At 36.6% G+C, this 17,931-nt stretch carries 18 protein-coding genes, 1 tRNA gene and 1 pseudogene; 6 read left to right on the forward strand and 14 right to left on the reverse strand.

Going from position 1 to position 17,931, the window contains the following annotated elements; translation table 11 throughout:
* The first annotated feature begins 86 nt into the window (after positions 1-86).
* The 3 genes from mtxX to ACKI2P_RS06780 are packed head-to-tail and all read left to right on the forward strand — an operon-like array spanning position 87 to position 2,379.
* The gene (gene mtxX / locus ACKI2P_RS06770; protein ID WP_407376210.1) at positions 87-797 is read left to right on the forward strand and encodes a methanogenesis marker protein Mmp4/MtxX; all 711 of its coding nucleotides are present in this window, start codon (positions 87-89) and stop codon (positions 795-797) included.
* Between the two features lie 51 nt (positions 798-848).
* On the forward strand, positions 849-1,613 hold the full coding sequence (gene uppS, locus ACKI2P_RS06775) for a polyprenyl diphosphate synthase (RefSeq protein ID WP_407376212.1): 765 nt from the start codon (positions 849-851) through the stop codon (positions 1,611-1,613).
* A gap of 4 nt (positions 1,614-1,617) precedes the next feature.
* On the forward strand, positions 1,618-2,379 hold the full coding sequence (locus tag ACKI2P_RS06780; RefSeq protein WP_407376214.1) for a TatD family hydrolase: 762 nt from the start codon (positions 1,618-1,620) through the stop codon (positions 2,377-2,379).
* Here the strand turns inward: ACKI2P_RS06780 and ACKI2P_RS06785 are convergent.
* The 3 genes from ACKI2P_RS06785 to ACKI2P_RS06795 are packed head-to-tail and all read right to left on the reverse strand — an operon-like array spanning position 2,369 to position 3,620.
* The gene (locus ACKI2P_RS06785) at positions 2,369-2,692 is read right to left on the reverse strand and encodes a hypothetical protein (protein WP_407376216.1); all 324 of its coding nucleotides are present in this window, start codon (positions 2,690-2,692) and stop codon (positions 2,369-2,371) included. The genes ACKI2P_RS06780 and ACKI2P_RS06785 overlap by 11 nt on opposite strands.
* 38 nt (positions 2,693-2,730) lie before the next feature.
* Positions 2,731-3,228, reverse strand: coding sequence for a hypothetical protein (locus tag ACKI2P_RS06790; RefSeq protein WP_407376218.1), 498 nt, complete (start codon positions 3,226-3,228; stop codon positions 2,731-2,733).
* Positions 3,225-3,620, reverse strand: a complete 396-nt coding sequence (locus ACKI2P_RS06795; protein WP_407376219.1) for a hypothetical protein — start codon at positions 3,618-3,620, stop codon at positions 3,225-3,227. Before ACKI2P_RS06795 ends, ACKI2P_RS06790 begins: the two co-directional genes overlap by 4 nt.
* A gap of 97 nt (positions 3,621-3,717) precedes the next feature.
* Between ACKI2P_RS06795 and cobM the strand changes: the two genes are divergently transcribed.
* Positions 3,718-4,470, forward strand: a complete 753-nt coding sequence (gene cobM, locus ACKI2P_RS06800; RefSeq protein ID WP_407376221.1) for a precorrin-4 C(11)-methyltransferase — start codon at positions 3,718-3,720, stop codon at positions 4,468-4,470.
* A gap of 20 nt (positions 4,471-4,490) precedes the next feature.
* Here cobM and ACKI2P_RS06805 read toward each other — a convergent pair whose 3' ends face one another.
* The 10 genes from ACKI2P_RS06805 to hypA form a co-directional block, all read right to left on the reverse strand.
* A complete protein-coding gene (locus ACKI2P_RS06805; RefSeq protein ID WP_407376223.1) occupies positions 4,491-5,267 on the reverse strand; it encodes a tetratricopeptide repeat protein in 777 nt (258 codons plus the stop codon).
* A gap of 77 nt (positions 5,268-5,344) precedes the next feature.
* Entirely contained in the window at positions 5,345-5,803 is a 459-nt protein-coding gene (locus tag ACKI2P_RS06810) for a hypothetical protein (RefSeq protein ID WP_407376225.1), read from the reverse strand.
* An 8-nt stretch (positions 5,804-5,811) separates the two neighbouring features.
* Positions 5,812-6,756, reverse strand: a complete 945-nt coding sequence (locus tag ACKI2P_RS06815; RefSeq protein ID WP_407376227.1) for a methionine synthase — start codon at positions 6,754-6,756, stop codon at positions 5,812-5,814.
* Positions 6,753-7,067 carry a DUF1894 domain-containing protein gene (locus ACKI2P_RS06820; RefSeq protein WP_407376229.1) on the reverse strand — a complete coding sequence of 105 codons (315 nt, stop codon included), beginning with the start codon at positions 7,065-7,067 and terminating at the stop codon, positions 6,753-6,755. Before ACKI2P_RS06820 ends, ACKI2P_RS06815 begins: the two co-directional genes overlap by 4 nt.
* Positions 7,068-7,526, reverse strand: coding sequence for a DUF1890 family protein (locus ACKI2P_RS06825; protein WP_407376231.1), 459 nt, complete (start codon positions 7,524-7,526; stop codon positions 7,068-7,070).
* Positions 7,527-7,538: 12 nt separating this feature from the next.
* Positions 7,539-8,621: a hypothetical protein gene (locus ACKI2P_RS06830; protein ID WP_407376233.1), complete on the reverse strand. Its 1,083-nt coding sequence runs from the start codon at positions 8,619-8,621 to the stop codon at positions 7,539-7,541.
* A 41-nt stretch (positions 8,622-8,662) separates the two neighbouring features.
* Positions 8,663-8,735: transfer RNA gene (locus ACKI2P_RS06835), tRNA-Ala, on the reverse strand.
* 57 nt (positions 8,736-8,792) lie between these two features.
* Entirely contained in the window at positions 8,793-9,824 is a 1,032-nt protein-coding gene (locus tag ACKI2P_RS06840) for a DUF354 domain-containing protein (protein ID WP_407376235.1), read from the reverse strand.
* 22 nt (positions 9,825-9,846) lie between these two features.
* Complete coding sequence (gene hypB, locus ACKI2P_RS06845; protein WP_407376237.1) at positions 9,847-10,500, reverse strand: hydrogenase nickel incorporation protein HypB; 654 nt, start codon at positions 10,498-10,500, stop codon at positions 9,847-9,849.
* 18 nt (positions 10,501-10,518) lie between these two features.
* Entirely contained in the window at positions 10,519-10,896 is a 378-nt protein-coding gene (gene hypA / locus ACKI2P_RS06850; RefSeq protein WP_407376239.1) for a hydrogenase maturation nickel metallochaperone HypA, read from the reverse strand.
* Positions 10,897-11,071: 175 nt separating this feature from the next.
* Between hypA and ACKI2P_RS06855 the strand changes: the two genes are divergently transcribed.
* On the forward strand, positions 11,072-12,208 hold the full coding sequence (locus tag ACKI2P_RS06855) for an aldo/keto reductase (RefSeq protein ID WP_407376241.1): 1,137 nt from the start codon (positions 11,072-11,074) through the stop codon (positions 12,206-12,208).
* 311 nt (positions 12,209-12,519) lie between these two features.
* On the opposite strand, the pseudogene ACKI2P_RS06860 reads toward ACKI2P_RS06855, so the two are convergent.
* Positions 12,520-15,090: pseudogene (locus ACKI2P_RS06860) on the reverse strand (DEAD/DEAH box helicase); the annotation flags it as partial.
* 293 nt (positions 15,091-15,383) lie between these two features.
* Here ACKI2P_RS06860 and ACKI2P_RS06865 point away from each other — a divergent pair.
* Positions 15,384-17,924 (forward strand): UvrD-helicase domain-containing protein, encoded by a 2,541-nt coding sequence (locus ACKI2P_RS06865; RefSeq protein ID WP_407376243.1) that lies wholly within the window; start codon positions 15,384-15,386, stop codon positions 17,922-17,924.
* The last annotated feature ends 7 nt before the right edge of the window (positions 17,925-17,931 follow it).

The raw sequence follows: 17,931 nt of genomic DNA on the forward strand, positions 1-17,931 counted from the left end.
AATTAATTAATAAATATATCCGCATTTGATAAAATATAATTGAAAATAAAAAAAATTAATAAAAAAAAACAAACAATATAATAATGATGAATATAGCAATTGGAGTAGGACAAAACAAGGATATCTTAAAAGCATGCAAGGATTTTAAAATAAAATACGATGCTGACATTAGCCTAATATACAATGATGATGATTTGGTAAATGCAATCCTCGACAAAAATACTGATGCAGTCATACGGGGCTCCCTTCCGGCATCAACGGTAATCAAACAGGTGAAAAAACATTACCCCGAAATTTCAAGGGCAACATATGTCAATGGAGCCGGTCGTGAATTTCTGCTAACACCAGTCGGAATCGATGAAGGAAATACACTTGATGAAAAACTAAATATTGCAATTAACTGTGGTGAATTTTTAAAAAGACTTAAAAAAGAACCTAAAATTGCAGTTCTTGCAGACGGCAGAAAGGGAGATTACGGAAGAAGCAAAACAATCTCCAAATCAATCGAAGACAGCGAAAAGCTCACAGAACTGATTAAACAAAACACTGATTTTGAAGTTGAAAACTATTACATTCTAATAGAACAGGCTCTAAACGACAGATGCAATGTCATAATAGCTCCAAATGGAATAATAGGAAACATAATATTCAGAACACTTGTTTTAGTAAATTCCTGGCCAAGCTGCGGTGCGGTAACCTTTGGAATAGATGGAATTTACATCGACACCAGCCGTGACCAAACCAAAGAAGGTTATCTCAGAAGCCTGATTTTAGCACACAATTTAGCCAAACTTTAAAAATATTGAAATACATAATATATATAATATAAAAATTTTAAGGGGTTGTAAATGGCAGAAAATATACTCTACAGATTATATGAATGGTATATATCCAGAGACTTAGTTCCGGAAAAGATGCCAAAACATGTTGCTATAATCATGGATGGAAACAGAAGATTTTCCAAACTTCAGGGAAACATTGATGTTGTCAAAGGCCATGAAATAGGTGTTGACACGCTGGAAAAAGTTCTTGACTGGAGTATCGAACTTGGAATTGAAATTATAACTGCCTATGCTTTTTCAACAGAAAATTTCAACAGACCAAAACATGAAGTTGAAGGATTGATGAATCTGTTCGTAATCAATTTTAAACGTTTAGTTACTCATGAAAAAATTCATAAAAACGAAGTGAAAGTGCAGGTTGTGGGCAGAACCGAATTGCTGCCTGATAAAGTACGTGAAGCAATTAGGGAAGCTGAAGAATCTACAAAACATTACAATAAAAGGTTTTTTAATTTAGCGATAGGATATGACGGACGTTTAGAAATCATCGATTCATTTAAAAAAATCATCCAGGACGTTCAGGACGGAAAGATATCCATTGACGATGTGGATGAAGAGCTGGTCAGCAAAAACCTATACACCGCAGGACTTGATGATCCTAATCTGATTATCAGAACCAGCGGAGAAGAGCGTCTAAGTGGATTTCTGCTTTGGCAGTCATCATACTCCGAGCTTTATTTCTGTGAAACACTATGGCCTGAACTTAGAAAAGTCGACTTCATAAGGGCAATAAGGTCATATCAGGCAAGAGACAGACGATTTGGAGCATGAAAATATGATAGACACACATTGCCATATTGATTTTGAAGACTTTGAAAAGGACCGAGAGGAAGTTATCAAAAGAGCACAGGACAAACTTGACCTTATTATAGCATCCGGATACAGTATAGAAAGTAACAGAGACGTTTTAAATCTTTCAAAAGAATATGAAGGATTCATTTATCCGACTTTTGGTTTTCATCCTGTAAGTTCACAAAACTGCAGCGACGAAGAACTTGAACAAGCCCATGATTATCTTTTAGAAAACCTGAATAATGTTGTGGCAGTAGGTGAAGTGGGAATGGATTACTATTATGTTACCGACAAGGCACTTCGCGAAAGACAGCAGGAAATATTCAGAAGCTTTCTCAACATTGCAAATGAGCATAAGGTACCTATCGTTATGCATGTAAGGGACTGTGAGAAAAAAGCAGTAAACATCATTGAGGATTATGATGACATTCCATGTTTTGTTTTTCACTGCTATGGAGGCAGCCTTAAAACCGCCAAAAGAATCATGGCCCGAGACAATGCATACATGAGCTTTTCTACAATGCTATGCTATTCAAAACACCACCAGGATTTGATTGAAAAAATAGACCTTGATTATGTACTGACAGAAACTGACAGTCCATATTTGGCCATGACAAAAGAAGAGAGAAACGAACCTGCAAACGTTACAAAAGCAGTGGCTAAAATAGCTGAAATCAAAAACATTGACATTGCCACAGTTGATGAGATAACTACAAGCAATGCACGCAAGATCTTTAACATTTAAGTTCAAACTTCACTTTCAAGAGACCATATTCATTGGCCATGAAGCTCAATTCAAATCTAGTGAAAACATCATCCAGACTTTTAAGAACAGTAAACTTCAGATTATCCGGAATGACGTATAATATGAATGACCCGTCATCCATTTCAAATCCGAAATCCTCCTGTAATGGAATTTTAAGCTCAGAGATGAATACATACTTGTAAACTATCAGTTCATAATCATTTATTTCCTTTTTGGCAAGTATTACATCAGCCAATTCGTTTTGAAGCTTGGATGCTATAGCTGCGAAAGTATCATCTGAAATTTCAATCACCCTAAACAATCACTTACCGGATGTTATAGAATATATTCCTAAACCCATTTAACATTAGCTGTTGTGAATACATAATGAGGTGAGAAAACCGGATTGTACAGTTTGTTTGTTGAAGATGACGAGTTGAAGCTAATTGCAAGTGATTTTCTTAGATTATAATTTATTCTGTCACCTATGGAATCCAAATCTTTTTTACTCAATTGCTTAGATGAGGTTGCATAAACCTTGAACTGGATTTTTTTCTTTTCGTAATTGCCGTCAAATCCCAAATCTGAATAGGAAACATTAATGATTTCAACCGAGTATGGCATCAGCAAATCATTATCCTTTTTTTCATAATCGCTGTATGCATCCTTTGTATAAATCGCCCCTGCTGATGATGCCATACCCTCAGTTGCACCGTTTCGAGCAGCAATGACTGCAGTATTCAGTTCCAGTTCTGTTGCGATAAAAATCGTTGAAATCATCAAAACAAATATCAAAACACCTGTTAAAAGCAAAAACTCTCCACTAATCTGTCCTTTACTGCCCATCATGATATCACTATCTTTCCCTCATCCGTTTTTGAAATCAGATAGCTGTTTCCACCATACAATTTATACTTTGAATCGACATTCAAAAGTGGAAGCAATGTTTCTCCTTTCTTGTTAGCATATTCAATCGTCAATTTTTTATTTTCAACAGTTATTTCATAATAACCACCATCAGACGGCAAACTAATCTCTTTTGAAAATCCATTTCCATTGGAATTGACCTGACTGATTTCATTTGCAACATTATCGAGAATCACCCTATGGGAAACACTATCTTCAATATTGAAAGTTGATTCTATAGCAGATTGTGATAAAAATAACACTGAAATGACTATTAATAAAATAACAAAGATTGAAAATAAATATTCTATTGAAATAAAACCTTTATTATCCATATTTTTTAATTATCTTTAATATAAATAAAGTTTACTCAAATTAAAAGTCAATTTTGATACCAAATTATTAAATAATATTTGAAATAAAAAAATAACCATGAAAGGAAAAGTTATATTCGTTGGTGCAGGTCCCGGTGACCCTGACCTGATAACCGTGAAAGGCAGAAATGTAATTGAAAATGCTGATGTTATTATTTATGCAGGTTCACTTGTCAACAAGGAAGTTTTATGCCCTGCAAAGGACGGATGTGAAATACACAACAGTGCCTACTTGAATTTGGATGAAACAGATGCAATTATAACAGAAGCAGTTAATGAAGGCAAGCTCGTTGCACGTGTCCATACCGGAGATCCTTCCATCTATGGAGCAATTGCAGAACAGATTCGTGAACTTAAAAAACATGACATAGAATATGAAATCATTCCTGGAGTTAGTTCACTGTTTGGAACAGCAAGTGTTCTGGAAGCCGAATTGACTTTGCCTGAAATTTCACAAAGTGTCATCATCACACGTCCCGAAGGAAGAACTCCAAAACCAGAAGGTGAAAGCCTTGCAAGCTTTTCCAAACATCACGCTACAATGTGTATCTTTTTGGGAATAGGCATGATTGACAAGGTGGTTGATGAACTGCTTGTAGGTTATGAAGAAACAACTCCAGTTGCAGTGGTCAAAAAGGCAACTTGGCCCGACCAGCAAATAATTAGAGGAACCCTCAAGGATATTGCACAAAAAGTAAAAGATGCTAAAATTACGAAGACTGCAATGATTGTGGTGGGAGATGTGTTAGACCCAGGTGATTTTAATGCATCCAAGCTATATGATAAAAACTTTAAACATGAATATAGGTAGTTAGTAGAAAATCTACTAACTTAAATATTTTTTTTACATTCATCCCAAATCTTTTGGGCATCACCATACAATGAATCGATTGATTCGGCCTTTTTAAATAATTCATTTGATTTTTCATACTCTTTTAAATCAAAATAGGCAATGGCTTCACCTTTCAAAGCCTTGAATGAATTTTTATCTTTTTCTAAAACAATTTCATACTGAGCAATCGCATCAATCGGCTTGTTATTAAACCTATATGCATCGCCAATCGCCAATCTGACTTCAACGTCATCACTCAAAGCCAAGGATTTGATAAACTGATTGATAGCTTCGTCGTATTGGCCGAAATTCATCAGTGCACGACCTTTCAGGTAGTATGCCTCATTATTTTTGCTGTTGACATTAATTGCCTTGTTACACAATTCGATTATGCGAATGTTGATTTTATAGGAGTCGACCATTTTATCCTCTTGGGACAATTTGGCCATTTTTCTTTTTGCCCTTCTGACATAATCCGCATCACGATTTAGTGAAGCCTTCATGTCCCTTACAACTTCCAAATCGTCACCGTCAAACACTTCATCCTTTAACTGGGATAAATCGTCTACAAAATCACTCAAATGATCAACGGCAGTTTCGCCCAGCTCTTCAATATGCAAATCATCAACATTTTCTTCCAAATCACTCAAAATATAAGTAGCTTCATCCCTCAAATAATCAATAGTGTCATATATTGACTGGATGAACGGAGTTTCAAAATCAACCCTATCTCCGCTTTTTCTGTTAACATTGATATCTTCTTCATCTTTTTTCATATTATCCCTCAAAATATAAATTATACATAATTATCAAACATGTAGTTAATAACCTTTTCTATGGCCGGGAAACCTAATCAATATTTCATTTCTTTAAAATGCATCAGATGGATTCCAATATGGCCAATTCCCAATATTATTGAAGAAACAGTCAAAAAAATATTATTTGAATAGATTCCAAGTAAAATGAATGCGCATACCGGAAGTGTTGCACCCGGAAGCGGAATCATTAAAAAGTTTGCATACATTCTTTCCATAGTTTTGGAACCTCTCATGTATCTAAGCCAATACAGCTCATAGACAATCATCAATAACAATGAAACTAAAAAGAGAATATTTAAACTGAATACCGCTCCGCTAAAAAGAGAAAATACAGTTACCAAAACCTGACCGATTCTTTCCAATACGAGCAATATTCTGTTTTCATTTTTTGAGAATTTTTCATAATCCTTCGGGAGATTTCTGCTCCAGGCTATATTTGGGACAAAAAGCATAATCAAAAAAAGCAAACCCACGAAAGAAAATTCAAACGGCATCAGATCGCCTAAGAATATTTGTCCTTAATCTGATTCATCATCTGCAGTTTTTTAAATGCAACATCCTTTGGAGCCCTTCTCAAACCGCAATCGGGATCGAGCAATAAATTTTCAGCACCAACAATGTCTATAGCGCTTTTGACAAGATTTTCTACATCTTCAATGTCATCAACTTCATTTACTGATGAATCAATACATCCGAATCCAACCTTTTTACCTGCCAGAAGTGATGCATTTTTCTCAAGAACACCCAGATTAACATTATTTCCGGCGAATTCCATATCCAAAATCTCCACATTGAATCTGGAAATGTCTTTAAAGGCATTGTCCAGAATGCCGCAGACATGCATAGCCAATGGAACTTCCAAACCTTCATGGAGAATGTCAATTGCTTCCTTTGCGGTTTTCATGTCAACCATTCCTGTAGAAAGGAAAGGCTCGTCAACCTGAATGTAAACAGGTTCCACCTTTTTGGCTATGGCATCAACCTCAAATTTTAAGCTGTGGGCCAAATCTATAATTGCATCTTCCTTGTTTTTATAAAATGACTGTATTCTGGAAGAGTGGACAATTGTATTTGGACCTGTGATGATTCCCTTGATTCCTTTTCCTTCAGGAATCTTTCCACCATAGTAATCTTTCATTACCTTTTTGGCATATTTCAAATCATCGATTGATATTTCCTGAATGGGTTTTTTAATTTTGGAAACGATGACAGTATTTCCATCCTCGATTTTCATTCCAGGAATATATTTTGTAAAAATAGAAACCATATCATCCCTGACCTGACCATCAGAGACAATATCTACTCCAGCATCAAGCTGGCTTGTAACGCAATCCTCAATTGATTGCTTGAAAGAATCGTAAGCGCCCAATGCACTAAGCAATTTATCTTTTACATTAGACGGACTTTTTTGCTCTACGGGAAAGCTTCCAACTACAGTTGATTTCATTTTTTGTTACCAGTATCCAGTTTTCTGATTTTTTCAACTTCTTCCTCATCAATCGGCAACTCAACTACTGAAGTACCGTGGCAGGGTTTTGTGTATGGAAGAAAAACAGTTCCCTTGTTGTGATCAAAACCTATTGGTATTGGAGGAATTCCAATTACTCTGACTCCCAATACTTCATCACCAGGTTTGATATAAACTAAATCATCAGCTTTGAATCTGATTATCATTGCGCAGTCTTTGAAACCTGCTTTTGAAGCATGTATCTCATAATTATCGGATTGTTGTAAGTAAGTATCTAAACAGAATGACATTTATTCAAACTCCTTGATTGCTTTGTCAAATTTAACTTTGATTGGAGACGGATTATGGAAAGCTCTGACTGAGGCAATTATTGCGTTACTTCCGCTCTCTTCAATCATTTCTACAAATTCTGCAACTTCATCAGCATCTCTTGAAAATACAAGTGCAAGTGATTTTGTCTGAAGTATTTGGTCAAATGTTACGAAAAATGATGCTGCAGCATCCTTGTGGACAAATCCGACAAGCAAATCGTAATCCCCCTGACTGATATCTCCCAAAGTCCTTTCTAAATCTACAATGTTGAGATTGTAAAAACCTTCAGGATCTGAAATTTTTACCAATTTTGCAGCCGCAGGGTTTGCTGCTATTGTAACGTCATAACCAATTTTGGTTAACTTATTAAAAACATAAACTGCCATAGGAGTTTGTGATGGAGTCTCCGGGCATCCAAGTAAAACTAAAGCTTTCATATAATACCCCCATTATAATCTTGACTTGAGCGTGACTGCATGAGCTAAAATCATCGTTCCTATAAATATGAATGATAAAAGCGCCATACCATTGATTGTTCTGTTAAATACAAACATACCAATTATTGCCTGTGAGGAAAATGCTGCCAGTGCACCTGTTAACAATACTTCTCTTCCCAAGTATTTCTTGTTGTTTTTCTCTCTTTTTTCTCTGTACATGGTCAAAATCTTAAAACCTATGAGAAGTGTACCGAGTACAAAGACCATCAGTCCGATTAAACCCAAATATCCAAAGTCGAACCCGTAACCGAAAATACCCGGAACCATGTAATCGATTGTATCTTTTTGGTTTACCAATATACCGAAAAACATTGGGAATGGCAATCCGAAGAACAGTACCAATTGCATCGGCAGGGTAATGTACCCTTCAGCAAATGCGGTTCCCTCAGCTCCCCAATAGGAAGCATCGGCATTGTGTCCAATCAACTGAATGTTATTTAAAACCATTTTAATACTTGATAATGAGTATTGCTCAATTCTTGTTAACCTTAAAATAGGTGAAAAGATAGTCATTCCAGATACTCTTGCAAGCACTTCCAGGAATATGAATCCCGCACCGGCCAAACCTAAAAACATCAATATCCTTTTACCGGTTAAAAAAGATTTTTCCCTGAAAGACTTTGAAATGATCAGATAACCTATGAATAAACCCAAAATCCATAAAATTAAAAATGACCTGTGCATCAATCCACCGAATACTGTGATACCTGCGATGAATAAAATTACAAATCTTCTAAGAGGCCGTATATCCACACCCGATTCCTTCATTATCTTCAGTGACGCCAAAGCAGCAACTGCTCCAAGCAATGCTATTGGACCGAACGGGTGAGTAAATTCCGCCTGACTCGAAGATACAATTAAAAGAACGATATCTGCTCCAAAAATAAATGTAAAACCTCCTATAATAAACAGTGATAAGAAGGTCACTACACTTAATGATAATGGAATCAAGTTAAGGGCAAATACCCATGTTACAAATAACATGACTGCCATTTCTACAATTAACTGTAAATGATTCTGAGCAATTAACAACATATTTTAATCACAATAATTAGTTATTTAAAAAAAATATAAAATGGACTGACCGGGATTTGAACCCGGGGCCTCCGCCATGCCAAGGCGACGATCTACCATCTGAGCTACCAGCCCAAAAAAAAATTTTTATCAAATACCATATTAGATATTTGACAATCATAATATAAAAAACTATTTACCATTTTTGGCCAAATCATATAAATTATCAATTATTACCTGGAACAGGTCATCGGTTTTCAACTCAATTTTTTCATGAGGATTTACAATAAAGTCCAATGCCTTTTCGATGACATCATCAGTATCAATAGACCTGTACATCAGTCCCTTGTTGATATAATACTGGTCAACGGACAATGTTTCACCAGGATAACATGAAATGACAGGAGTTTGAAGTATTGCTGCTTCCCTGTTCATGGTTCCTCCTGCACCAATGACCAAATCGGCTTTTTTGATAATACTTGAAGTATCAACAGGAGGTTTTAATATTGAAACGTTTTCGATTCCTTCAAAAATCTCTGCCTGTTCTCTGAATCTTGGCAGAATCAATATGTTTGCCACATTTTTTAACTCATCGACAATAGGAGATAAAACTGATTTTCTGCAATCCGCATCAAGATATGATGCAAGTGAAGGTTCAGGTCTCATTAGGATAGTCTTTTTATGTTTCAAATCCAAATTCAAATCATTGAAAACATTGTCATTATATTCAAAGCTTTTGAAGTGCATTAATTCGGAAGTTCCGTCATATGAAATGATTGTGTTTGGATCTGCACCGAATTTCATAAGTTTCCACATGTCAATTATCTTAGGTGTGATGATTCTATCACACAAAGGCAATGTCAGCTTGTTGGCTGCCAATGCATGTTCGTTGTCTAAAACGTACAAACTAGGAATTCCCAGACCGAATGAAATTCTAGGAAGTTCTATAGAATGCTTGCTAAGGGCAACATCCACCTTTTCATCATGTATCACATCAACAAGATTATAAACCCTGGTTGTGCTTTCCCTCAATTTATCATATAAGCTTACGCCATGCTTTCCGACAGATATGAAATCAATGTCATACATTTCCATTAATTTGTGGATATCACCGAATTGCCGTGCGGTTACTATTACATCCTCCCCTTCGGCTTCAAGGTATTTTATTACATCCTTGAAAAACCTTACATGAGGAGCGTTTGAAATATCAATCCATACTTTCACAAAACCACCGATTTAAAAGCATCTAGTTTTTCAAACCTTCCTCGATGACCTGAATAATTTCATCCAATCCGACACCCTGTTTTAGGCTGGATTTGATGACTTTAACGTTAGGATTTAATTTTTGAGTGTCAGCCACCATCTTATCTGCATCAGCACCAACGGCATCTGCCAAATCGACCTTGTTGATTACTACAACATCTGATGTTTGGAAAATGATAGGATGTTTTTCGACGGTATCGTCACCTTCGGTAACGCTGACTACAACTATTCTTAAATGTGAACCCAAATCAAAATCTACAGGACAAATTAAATTACCCACATTTTCAATAATTACCATGTCCAAATCATCCAATGGTAAATCTTCAAGTCCGTGACCTACCAAATGAGCATCCAAATGACATTCTTTACCAGTGTTTAATCCAACAACAGGAACATCATGCTTTTCAATACGTCCGGCATCGAATTTGGAGATTACATCCCCTGCTAGAACACCGATTTTATAATCGGTATTGTCAATGATTTCCTCGATTAATGTTGTTTTACCGGATCCTATAGCTCCTACAAAATCAACACAGTAAATGCCTTTATCCTCTAAATTTTTTAAGTTTTTATCTGCTAATTTTTTATTAGCATCCATGATGTTTTTTGCTACCTCTACATCTGCTACTTGGTGCATCTTATCTCCTCCATTAATTTAAGCATCATCAGGTTTTTCAATTACAATATTTTTAACTACAATATCTTTTCCGTTTAAAGTTTCAACTTTCAAACTGTCACATTCTGGACATTTAACAAGTGGGGCATAATGGTCACTGTCATCAAGAATAGCGTCACCCTTAAAACCACAGTCATAACATTCTATTTCAGCAGGAATTTCCTCAAAAATGATTTTTGCATCTTCAATAATGGTATTTTCCACTAAAATTCCTAAAATAAATTGCAACTGCTCTGGATTAATCATTGCAAGTCTGCCGACTTCAACAGTGACTTCAGTAACTTCAGTAGCATTATTACTTTGAGCGGTTTCTAAAACCGCATTGATAATGCCCTGAGCCATAGATAATTCATGCATCTTAACACTCCTAAATAAATATTAATATTATAAATTTAGTTTTATGTATTAATAAAGATATTTAATATTTGAGTAATATTGAAGTAATACTGAATAATTTAAAAAAATAAATAGGCATGAATTCAACAATTCTTAAATAATAATTTGACTCAATTAATATCAAGGAGAAAATATTATGGCCAACAAATCAAAATTCGGTTTCGGATGCATGAGACTTCCAATAACAGATGAAAACGACCCTACATCAATCAACCAGGAACTGTTTTGTGAAATGGTTGACCTTTATATGGAAAAGGGATACAATTACTTCGATACATCCTATGCATACCACAACGGAACAAGTGAGATTGCAATTAGAAAAGCTGTAGTTGAAAGATATCCGCGTGAATCATTTCAAATATGTGACAAAATCCCCACATGGGCATTGACCAGTCCGCAAGACAACGAAAAGTTTGTAAAAGAGATGCTTGAGCGACTGGGAATAGATTATTTTGATGTGCTCTTCATACACAACATAAACAGTCCTTGGCTAAAACTTGCAGTTGAAAACAACAGCTTTGAATTCATTGAAAAAATGAAAGAAACAGGCATTGCCAAAAAGATAGGATTCAGTTTCCATGAAAAAGCTGACCTGCTTGAAAAGGTACTTGACAAATACGCTGACATCATCGATATCGTGCAGCTGCAGCTGAATTATCTTGACTGGGAAGACCCATCCATAGAATCCCGCAGATGCTATGAGTTGTGTGTCGAACATGGAATAGACGTTTATGTTATGGAACCTCTAAAAGGAGGAGTTATCGTTAACACAAACGATGAGATTAAAGATGAATTCAACGCATTCAATCCAGACAAATCAATAGCCAGTTTTGCACTGAGATTCTGCGCATCACTGGATAACGTTAAGAGGGTTCTCACAGGCATGAACAAAATGGAAGACATGCTTGACAATATCGACACCTTTGAAAACTTTGAAAAACTAAACAAAGAGGAAAGCGAATTTCTGGAAAAAATAGCTGCTAAATTATTTGAAAGCGTTGCGGTGCCATGCAGCGAGTGCGGATACTGCATTGACGCCTGCCCTGAAATGATACCTATTGCAGATTATTTCAGACTGTACAACAGAAGCAAAAACGTGCCTGGAGACGACATCTACAGGTTGTATTTCGACAAAATAAGTGACGAGAAGGTACCTGCCAGCGAATGCACATACTGCGGAACCTGTCTGGACCACTGTACACAAAAAATCGACATTCCAGAAGAACTTGAAAATGTTTGTGAATATTTCGAAAAAGGATTTTCACCGTACTAGTTTCACTAGGAAACCCTCATTTTCAATTCCCTAACCATTTCACCATTTTTATTTATTTTTGAAGCCCGTTTATAATATTCAACAGCTTTTGGGAACATACTAGAATCATAATAAATCAAACCTATCAAGGCTAAGGCATCTGCATTTTTACTGTCAAAATCAATCAGCTTCTCTAAAATATCCAAAGCAGTCTCCAAATCGCCCTGATGATATAAATCATATGCTTCCTCATACATCACCTCAACATCATCAAAACTTTCAAGTTCCGCCGATTTTTTGGATTCATGAGTTTTGTTCAAAAGTAATACTTCAAGTTCATTGGCGGTTTCATTGGATTTGTCAATGCTCAGGGCTTTTTTAACAAAATAAAGTGAAATGTCCTTTTGTTCCTGATTATATAAAATTTTCGCCATCAAGGCCATGGAATCGACATGCTGCTTATCTATGGATAAAATATTATTCAAGATATCCTTAGATGAAGAATAGTCGCCCTTTTCATAAGCGCTCATAGCTTCACTGAAAAGACTGACGATGTCATCATTTTCACTTTTGACAAAAACTTCATTGATTATCTCCTTTTCTGCACTGGAATTGCCGTCTATCAACTCAGTCATATAGTCCAGAATATATTTGGTGGCATTCTTGTGAAGGGGCTTATTATCGTTTCCGCATTTAGGCGAATAAATGCATGCCGGGCATCCGCTTTTGCAGGTACAGTTATCAAGCAAATCCTTTGTGGATTTAAGAAGATCTACAAAAACGTCAACTGCCTTTTCACATATTCCAATTCCGCCTTCATATCCGTCATAGATGAATATGGTTGCCTCCTGAGTGTCTTCATGATAATTTGTGGAAAGTCCTCCGATGTCAAACCTGTCACACATTGTATGAAGAGGGAAAAGACCTATCAGAGCATGTTCTGCACCGTGAAGACCGCCCGCAAAGACTTCCTCTTCTGCAAACATGTCCTCGAGAGTATCCTTAACCTGTTTTGGAATGGTGAACCACAGTCCTTTTGTTCTGAATTTAAGAGGCGGCAAATCAAGTGGGTATGTACCAATAGCCTTTGAGAACTGCATTTTCTTGTATTTGTAGTAGTCCTCACGCACTGTAAGTTCTCCGAAATGAATGGTCAAATCTCCATATTTTGTTTTTGAAAGTTTCTTTTCGATGTTGATTTCAGTCTTGTTCAAAACCATTGTGTGGTAGTCAACTGTCTTCTGGCTGACATTGACGTAACCGCTTTTCAGGTTAACTCCGTTAACGACATAGGTATCTCCCTTGTTGATTAGAATAGCTCCTTCATGAGCTTCCCTGTAAACCTGAGACCTTTCCATTGACTCCAAAAGACGGCCGTTATTCATTACCTTGAATTCCTGGCCGGAAATCTGGTCTAAGGAATGGTCCAGTGCAGGATTGTCATCATATGGATACATGTAATCTCCACGGAAGTTCTTATGCAGATCCTTTTTGGAAACAAGTTCATCGAGAATTTCTTCATCAATTCCGAAATACTTGTCAACTTCACCGCTTTTAATCGGAAGCTCTTTAGCTGCGCATAGGATGTGTGCCTCCTGAAGAATCGGATTTGTAAGGTCAATGATTGCATTTTCATGGGGTTTGTCAAAGAAAAATGAAGGGTTGTTCATGAAATACTGGTCAAGCTGATTTTCAAAAGCAATTAATATGGCCAGTGATTTCTGATTGCTTCTTCCTGCCCTTCCTGACTGCTGCCAGGTTGAAATCATGGTTCCGGGATATCCTGAAATGATTACAGCATCAAGTGAACCTATATTTATCCCCAGTTCAAGGGCATTAGTACAGGTGACTCCAAGATATTTTCCGCTTTTAAGACCATCTTCGATTTCACGCCTTTCTTCAGGACGATAACCTGCCCTGTATGCTGCAATCCGATGGGCCAGTTTTCCCTTGATTTGGGTCATGTCCTTTTTTGCCCACATTGCAATCAGTTCTGTGGTCTTTCTTGAAACCGTAAAGCATAATGTCTGGATGCCCTTAAGCATCATGTACAGGAAAATGTTTTCTGTTTCCATGTGAACGGAAGGTGCATTCTGCATGTTGACCTTGTTTCTCCGGTAATTCTTAAATGGATTATACAGGATGAAATCCTTTTCACCGCTGGGAGACGCATCATCATCCACCAGAACAAATTTCTCACCTGTCAGCCTGTTTGCAAGCTCAAGCGGATTTGCAAGAGTAGCTGAAGATAGAATAAACTGAGGATATGAACCGTAAAAGTTTGCAATCCTTTTAAGTCTCTTGATTAAAAATGATACGTTGGATCCAAAAACTCCCTTATAGTAATGGGACTCGTCGATGACTATATATCTGAGATTCTTGTAAAAGCGACTCCACTGATGGTGCCATGACAAAATCAGATGCAACTGATATGGATTTGTCAGGACAATTCTTGAATTTTCCCTGATTCCCCTTTTATCTTCTCTTGGAGTGTCACCGTCATATGTTCTTGGATTGATTTTTATTTCAAGTTCCCTTTCAAGATTTTCAAGAACATGGAGCTGGTCGTTTGAAAGCGCCTTTGCAGGATATATGTATAACGCTGTGGCTTGGTCGTCCTCAATCATTGTCTCCATAATCGGTAAATTAAAAGCCAATGTTTTTCCGGAAGCCGTCGGAGTGGTGATAATAACATTTTCGCCCTTTTTAATGTTTTCATAAGTGTCGGCCTGATGAGTATACAGCTTCACACCACGTGAATCAAGATACTCTATAATCTTTTCGCTCAACTCATCGACCTTTTTAAAACTGGCCTCTTTTGCCGGTAATGTCTCTACATGGGCAATATTATCCCTATACCTCACATCATTTTTAAACATATCAATATTTTCGATTTCAGACATAATATCAGCAAAATTAAGTTAACAAATATATTTTAAATTAAATAATATATAAATCATTTGTCAAAAAAAAGATAAAACACAATTAAGTCGGGAATAATGGAATTCCCAACTTATTTATACATATTATGGAAATATAATTATCTCCATATTATTATATTGGACATGAAGATAATTAAAATTTTATGTTAAAAATTTATACTGAGTAAGAAAATTACTTATCAAATGCTCTCTCATTGCTTTTATTAATCATTAAAACAAATATATAAACTATTATAAACAAAGAGAGGGAGAAGATGATTACATATAGCGAATTTGAAGATATTGTTGTCAATACTCTTAAAAGAGATATTTCTTCAAATGAAGATCAAAAAAAGGCAATACTTTCTGACAGCAGCAAATCCCTTTTTATTGTAGCGGGACCCGGGTCTGGAAAAACAACCGTAATGGTGCTTAAAATACTTAAATACATTTTTGTAGATGATATAGATCCTAGCGAAATACTGGCTACAACATTCACCAGAAAAGCTGCAGATGAGTTATATTCAAGAATTTTAGGCTGGGGAGATGAGATAAAAAACCATCTGGCCAGCAATCTTGATGAGGATGACTTTGAAGACATATCAAAAATATTGGCCATTGAGCGAATAGACTTCAATCAAATCCATATAGGAACAACAGACAGCGTGGCCGAAGAACTGCTTCGAGAATTCAAAAAGCCGGGAGAAACTCAACCAGTCATCATTGAAGATTTTGTTGCAAATTCAGCAATGATTAAGATACTTCTTGAAGATGAAACGTATCTTGACAAGGACCTTGTTGAATATCTGAAGCTATTGAGCGGAAGGGAAAAGCTTCAGGAACCGTCCAAAATGAGTGAGATTCTAATAGAGATAAAAAACAGAATTTATTACGACCAGGTCGATTTTGATGAACTCTACAGTCAAAGCCAGTCTGACAGCGGACTTAGACTCGCACTTGACTGCATTAGGAAATATGAAAATACCCTTAAGGAAAGACACACAATTGACTTTTCAATGCTTGAGTCAACTTTCCTTGAAAAACTGAAAAACAGGGACTTGAATGAGTTTCTGGATGACATCAGAATCGTTCTTGTAGATGAATACCAGGACACCAACCTGATACAGGAAGACATCTATTTCACCATCGCCGAATCCGCACTTGAAAACGGCGGAAACATCACCGTTGTGGGAGACGATGACCAGTCACTATACAGATTCAGAGGAGCGACCGTGGATTTGTTTACCAATTACCAAAAAAGAATCAAAGAAAAGCTCGATATTGATGTGGAAGAAATCAACTTAAGGACAAATTACCGTTCAACAGAAAACATCATAGAACACTGCAACCAGTTTGCAGAACTTGACTCAATATATCAGGAGGCAAGGGTTAAAAACAAACCGAAAATCATTGCACCGTTGCAAACCAACCCTCAAAAAAGACGGTGGGTATGGGCTGAAAACAAACCGAAAATCATTGAACCCGACTTTGACAAAGAAAGAATGCCTGTTTTGGGAATGTTTAGAAACAACCCTGAAATTCTTGCCAAGGATTTAGCCAGACTAATCAACGACCTGGTAAATAAGGGAGAATGCGAACTGAAAGTCCAGCAGGTTTTAAATGAAGATTACTACAGAAAAATCAACAATAACCGCAACATCCAAAGCCTGAAGCAAATCAAACAAAAAAATATACAGGAAAGCAGGAAACTGGATAAGATTAAGCTTAAACTTGACAGTGAATACGGTTCAGCATCAGATATGGCCATATTGTCATATTCGCCAAAGGAAAGGCAGTACAGCTCAAAATCATTCCTTCACCATTTAAGAAAGAATCTCAAACGCTTGAGAAAACCTATTGAAATGTTTAACCCAAGAGGAATTGAACTTCAGGAAGTTGAAATTGTTTCCATCTTCTGCGGATTGATTCTGGAATGTATTGACCCTGAAGGAAGCATACAGAAAATGGACAAAACCATTCCGAATCTTGCAAAACACAACATGACCCGATGGAGATTTGCGGCCAAGGAATACATTAAATTAAACCCTGAACCTAACGAACCGATGCCTCTTAACTCATTTGTAACCCGCTGGCAACTTAGAAGGCCATATCCCGAAACCGACAAGGACGGAAATGAAATCAAATGGCCGAAAAATGTGAGTCTAATTGAGCTTGCATACAAACTGACAACCTGGGTTGAGGAACTTCAAAACGACGTGGAAGGAATCGTATATCTTCAGGCAATAACAAAATCAATTACACAGACAGGATTTTTTAACAAGTATCATTCAGTGATATCATTTAAAAATCCGATTGAGGAAAAGGAATCTGTACTTGAAGCAATATGGAATATATTCATTCCCCTTTCTACAGGAGGAGTCAAGATTGATGAATCCCTACTGGAAACATTGCCTAATGACAGGGTCAACGTTCTGTCAATACACCAGTCAAAAGGACTGGAATTTCCACTGGTTATAGTAGATGTAGGTTCAAGATTCAAATCAAATGAAATGAAAACCCAGAGACTGAGATTTCCAAAGTCATTAAAGGAACAAATCACAATCGAGGACAGCATCAGAAAGCATTCTTCTCTTGGTGAAAGCGACCGAAGCGAAAAGGATCGTTCATTTGATGACCTAACAAGACTTTATTTTGTGGCTTTTTCAAGGGCTGAAAAGGTATTGCTCCTGGTTGGACTTAACCCGGCCATTGAAGGATACAACAAAAAGGACCAGCACTTCACCATTCCAAACATTGCTCTCGGGTGGAGCAGAAATGAAAATTACATTGGATTTAAGGAGATATATCTAGTTTGAGGAGGAT

Source organism: Methanobrevibacter sp., from assembly GCF_045541095.1.
Classification (GTDB): Archaea; Methanobacteriota; Methanobacteria; order Methanobacteriales; family Methanobacteriaceae; genus Methanocatella.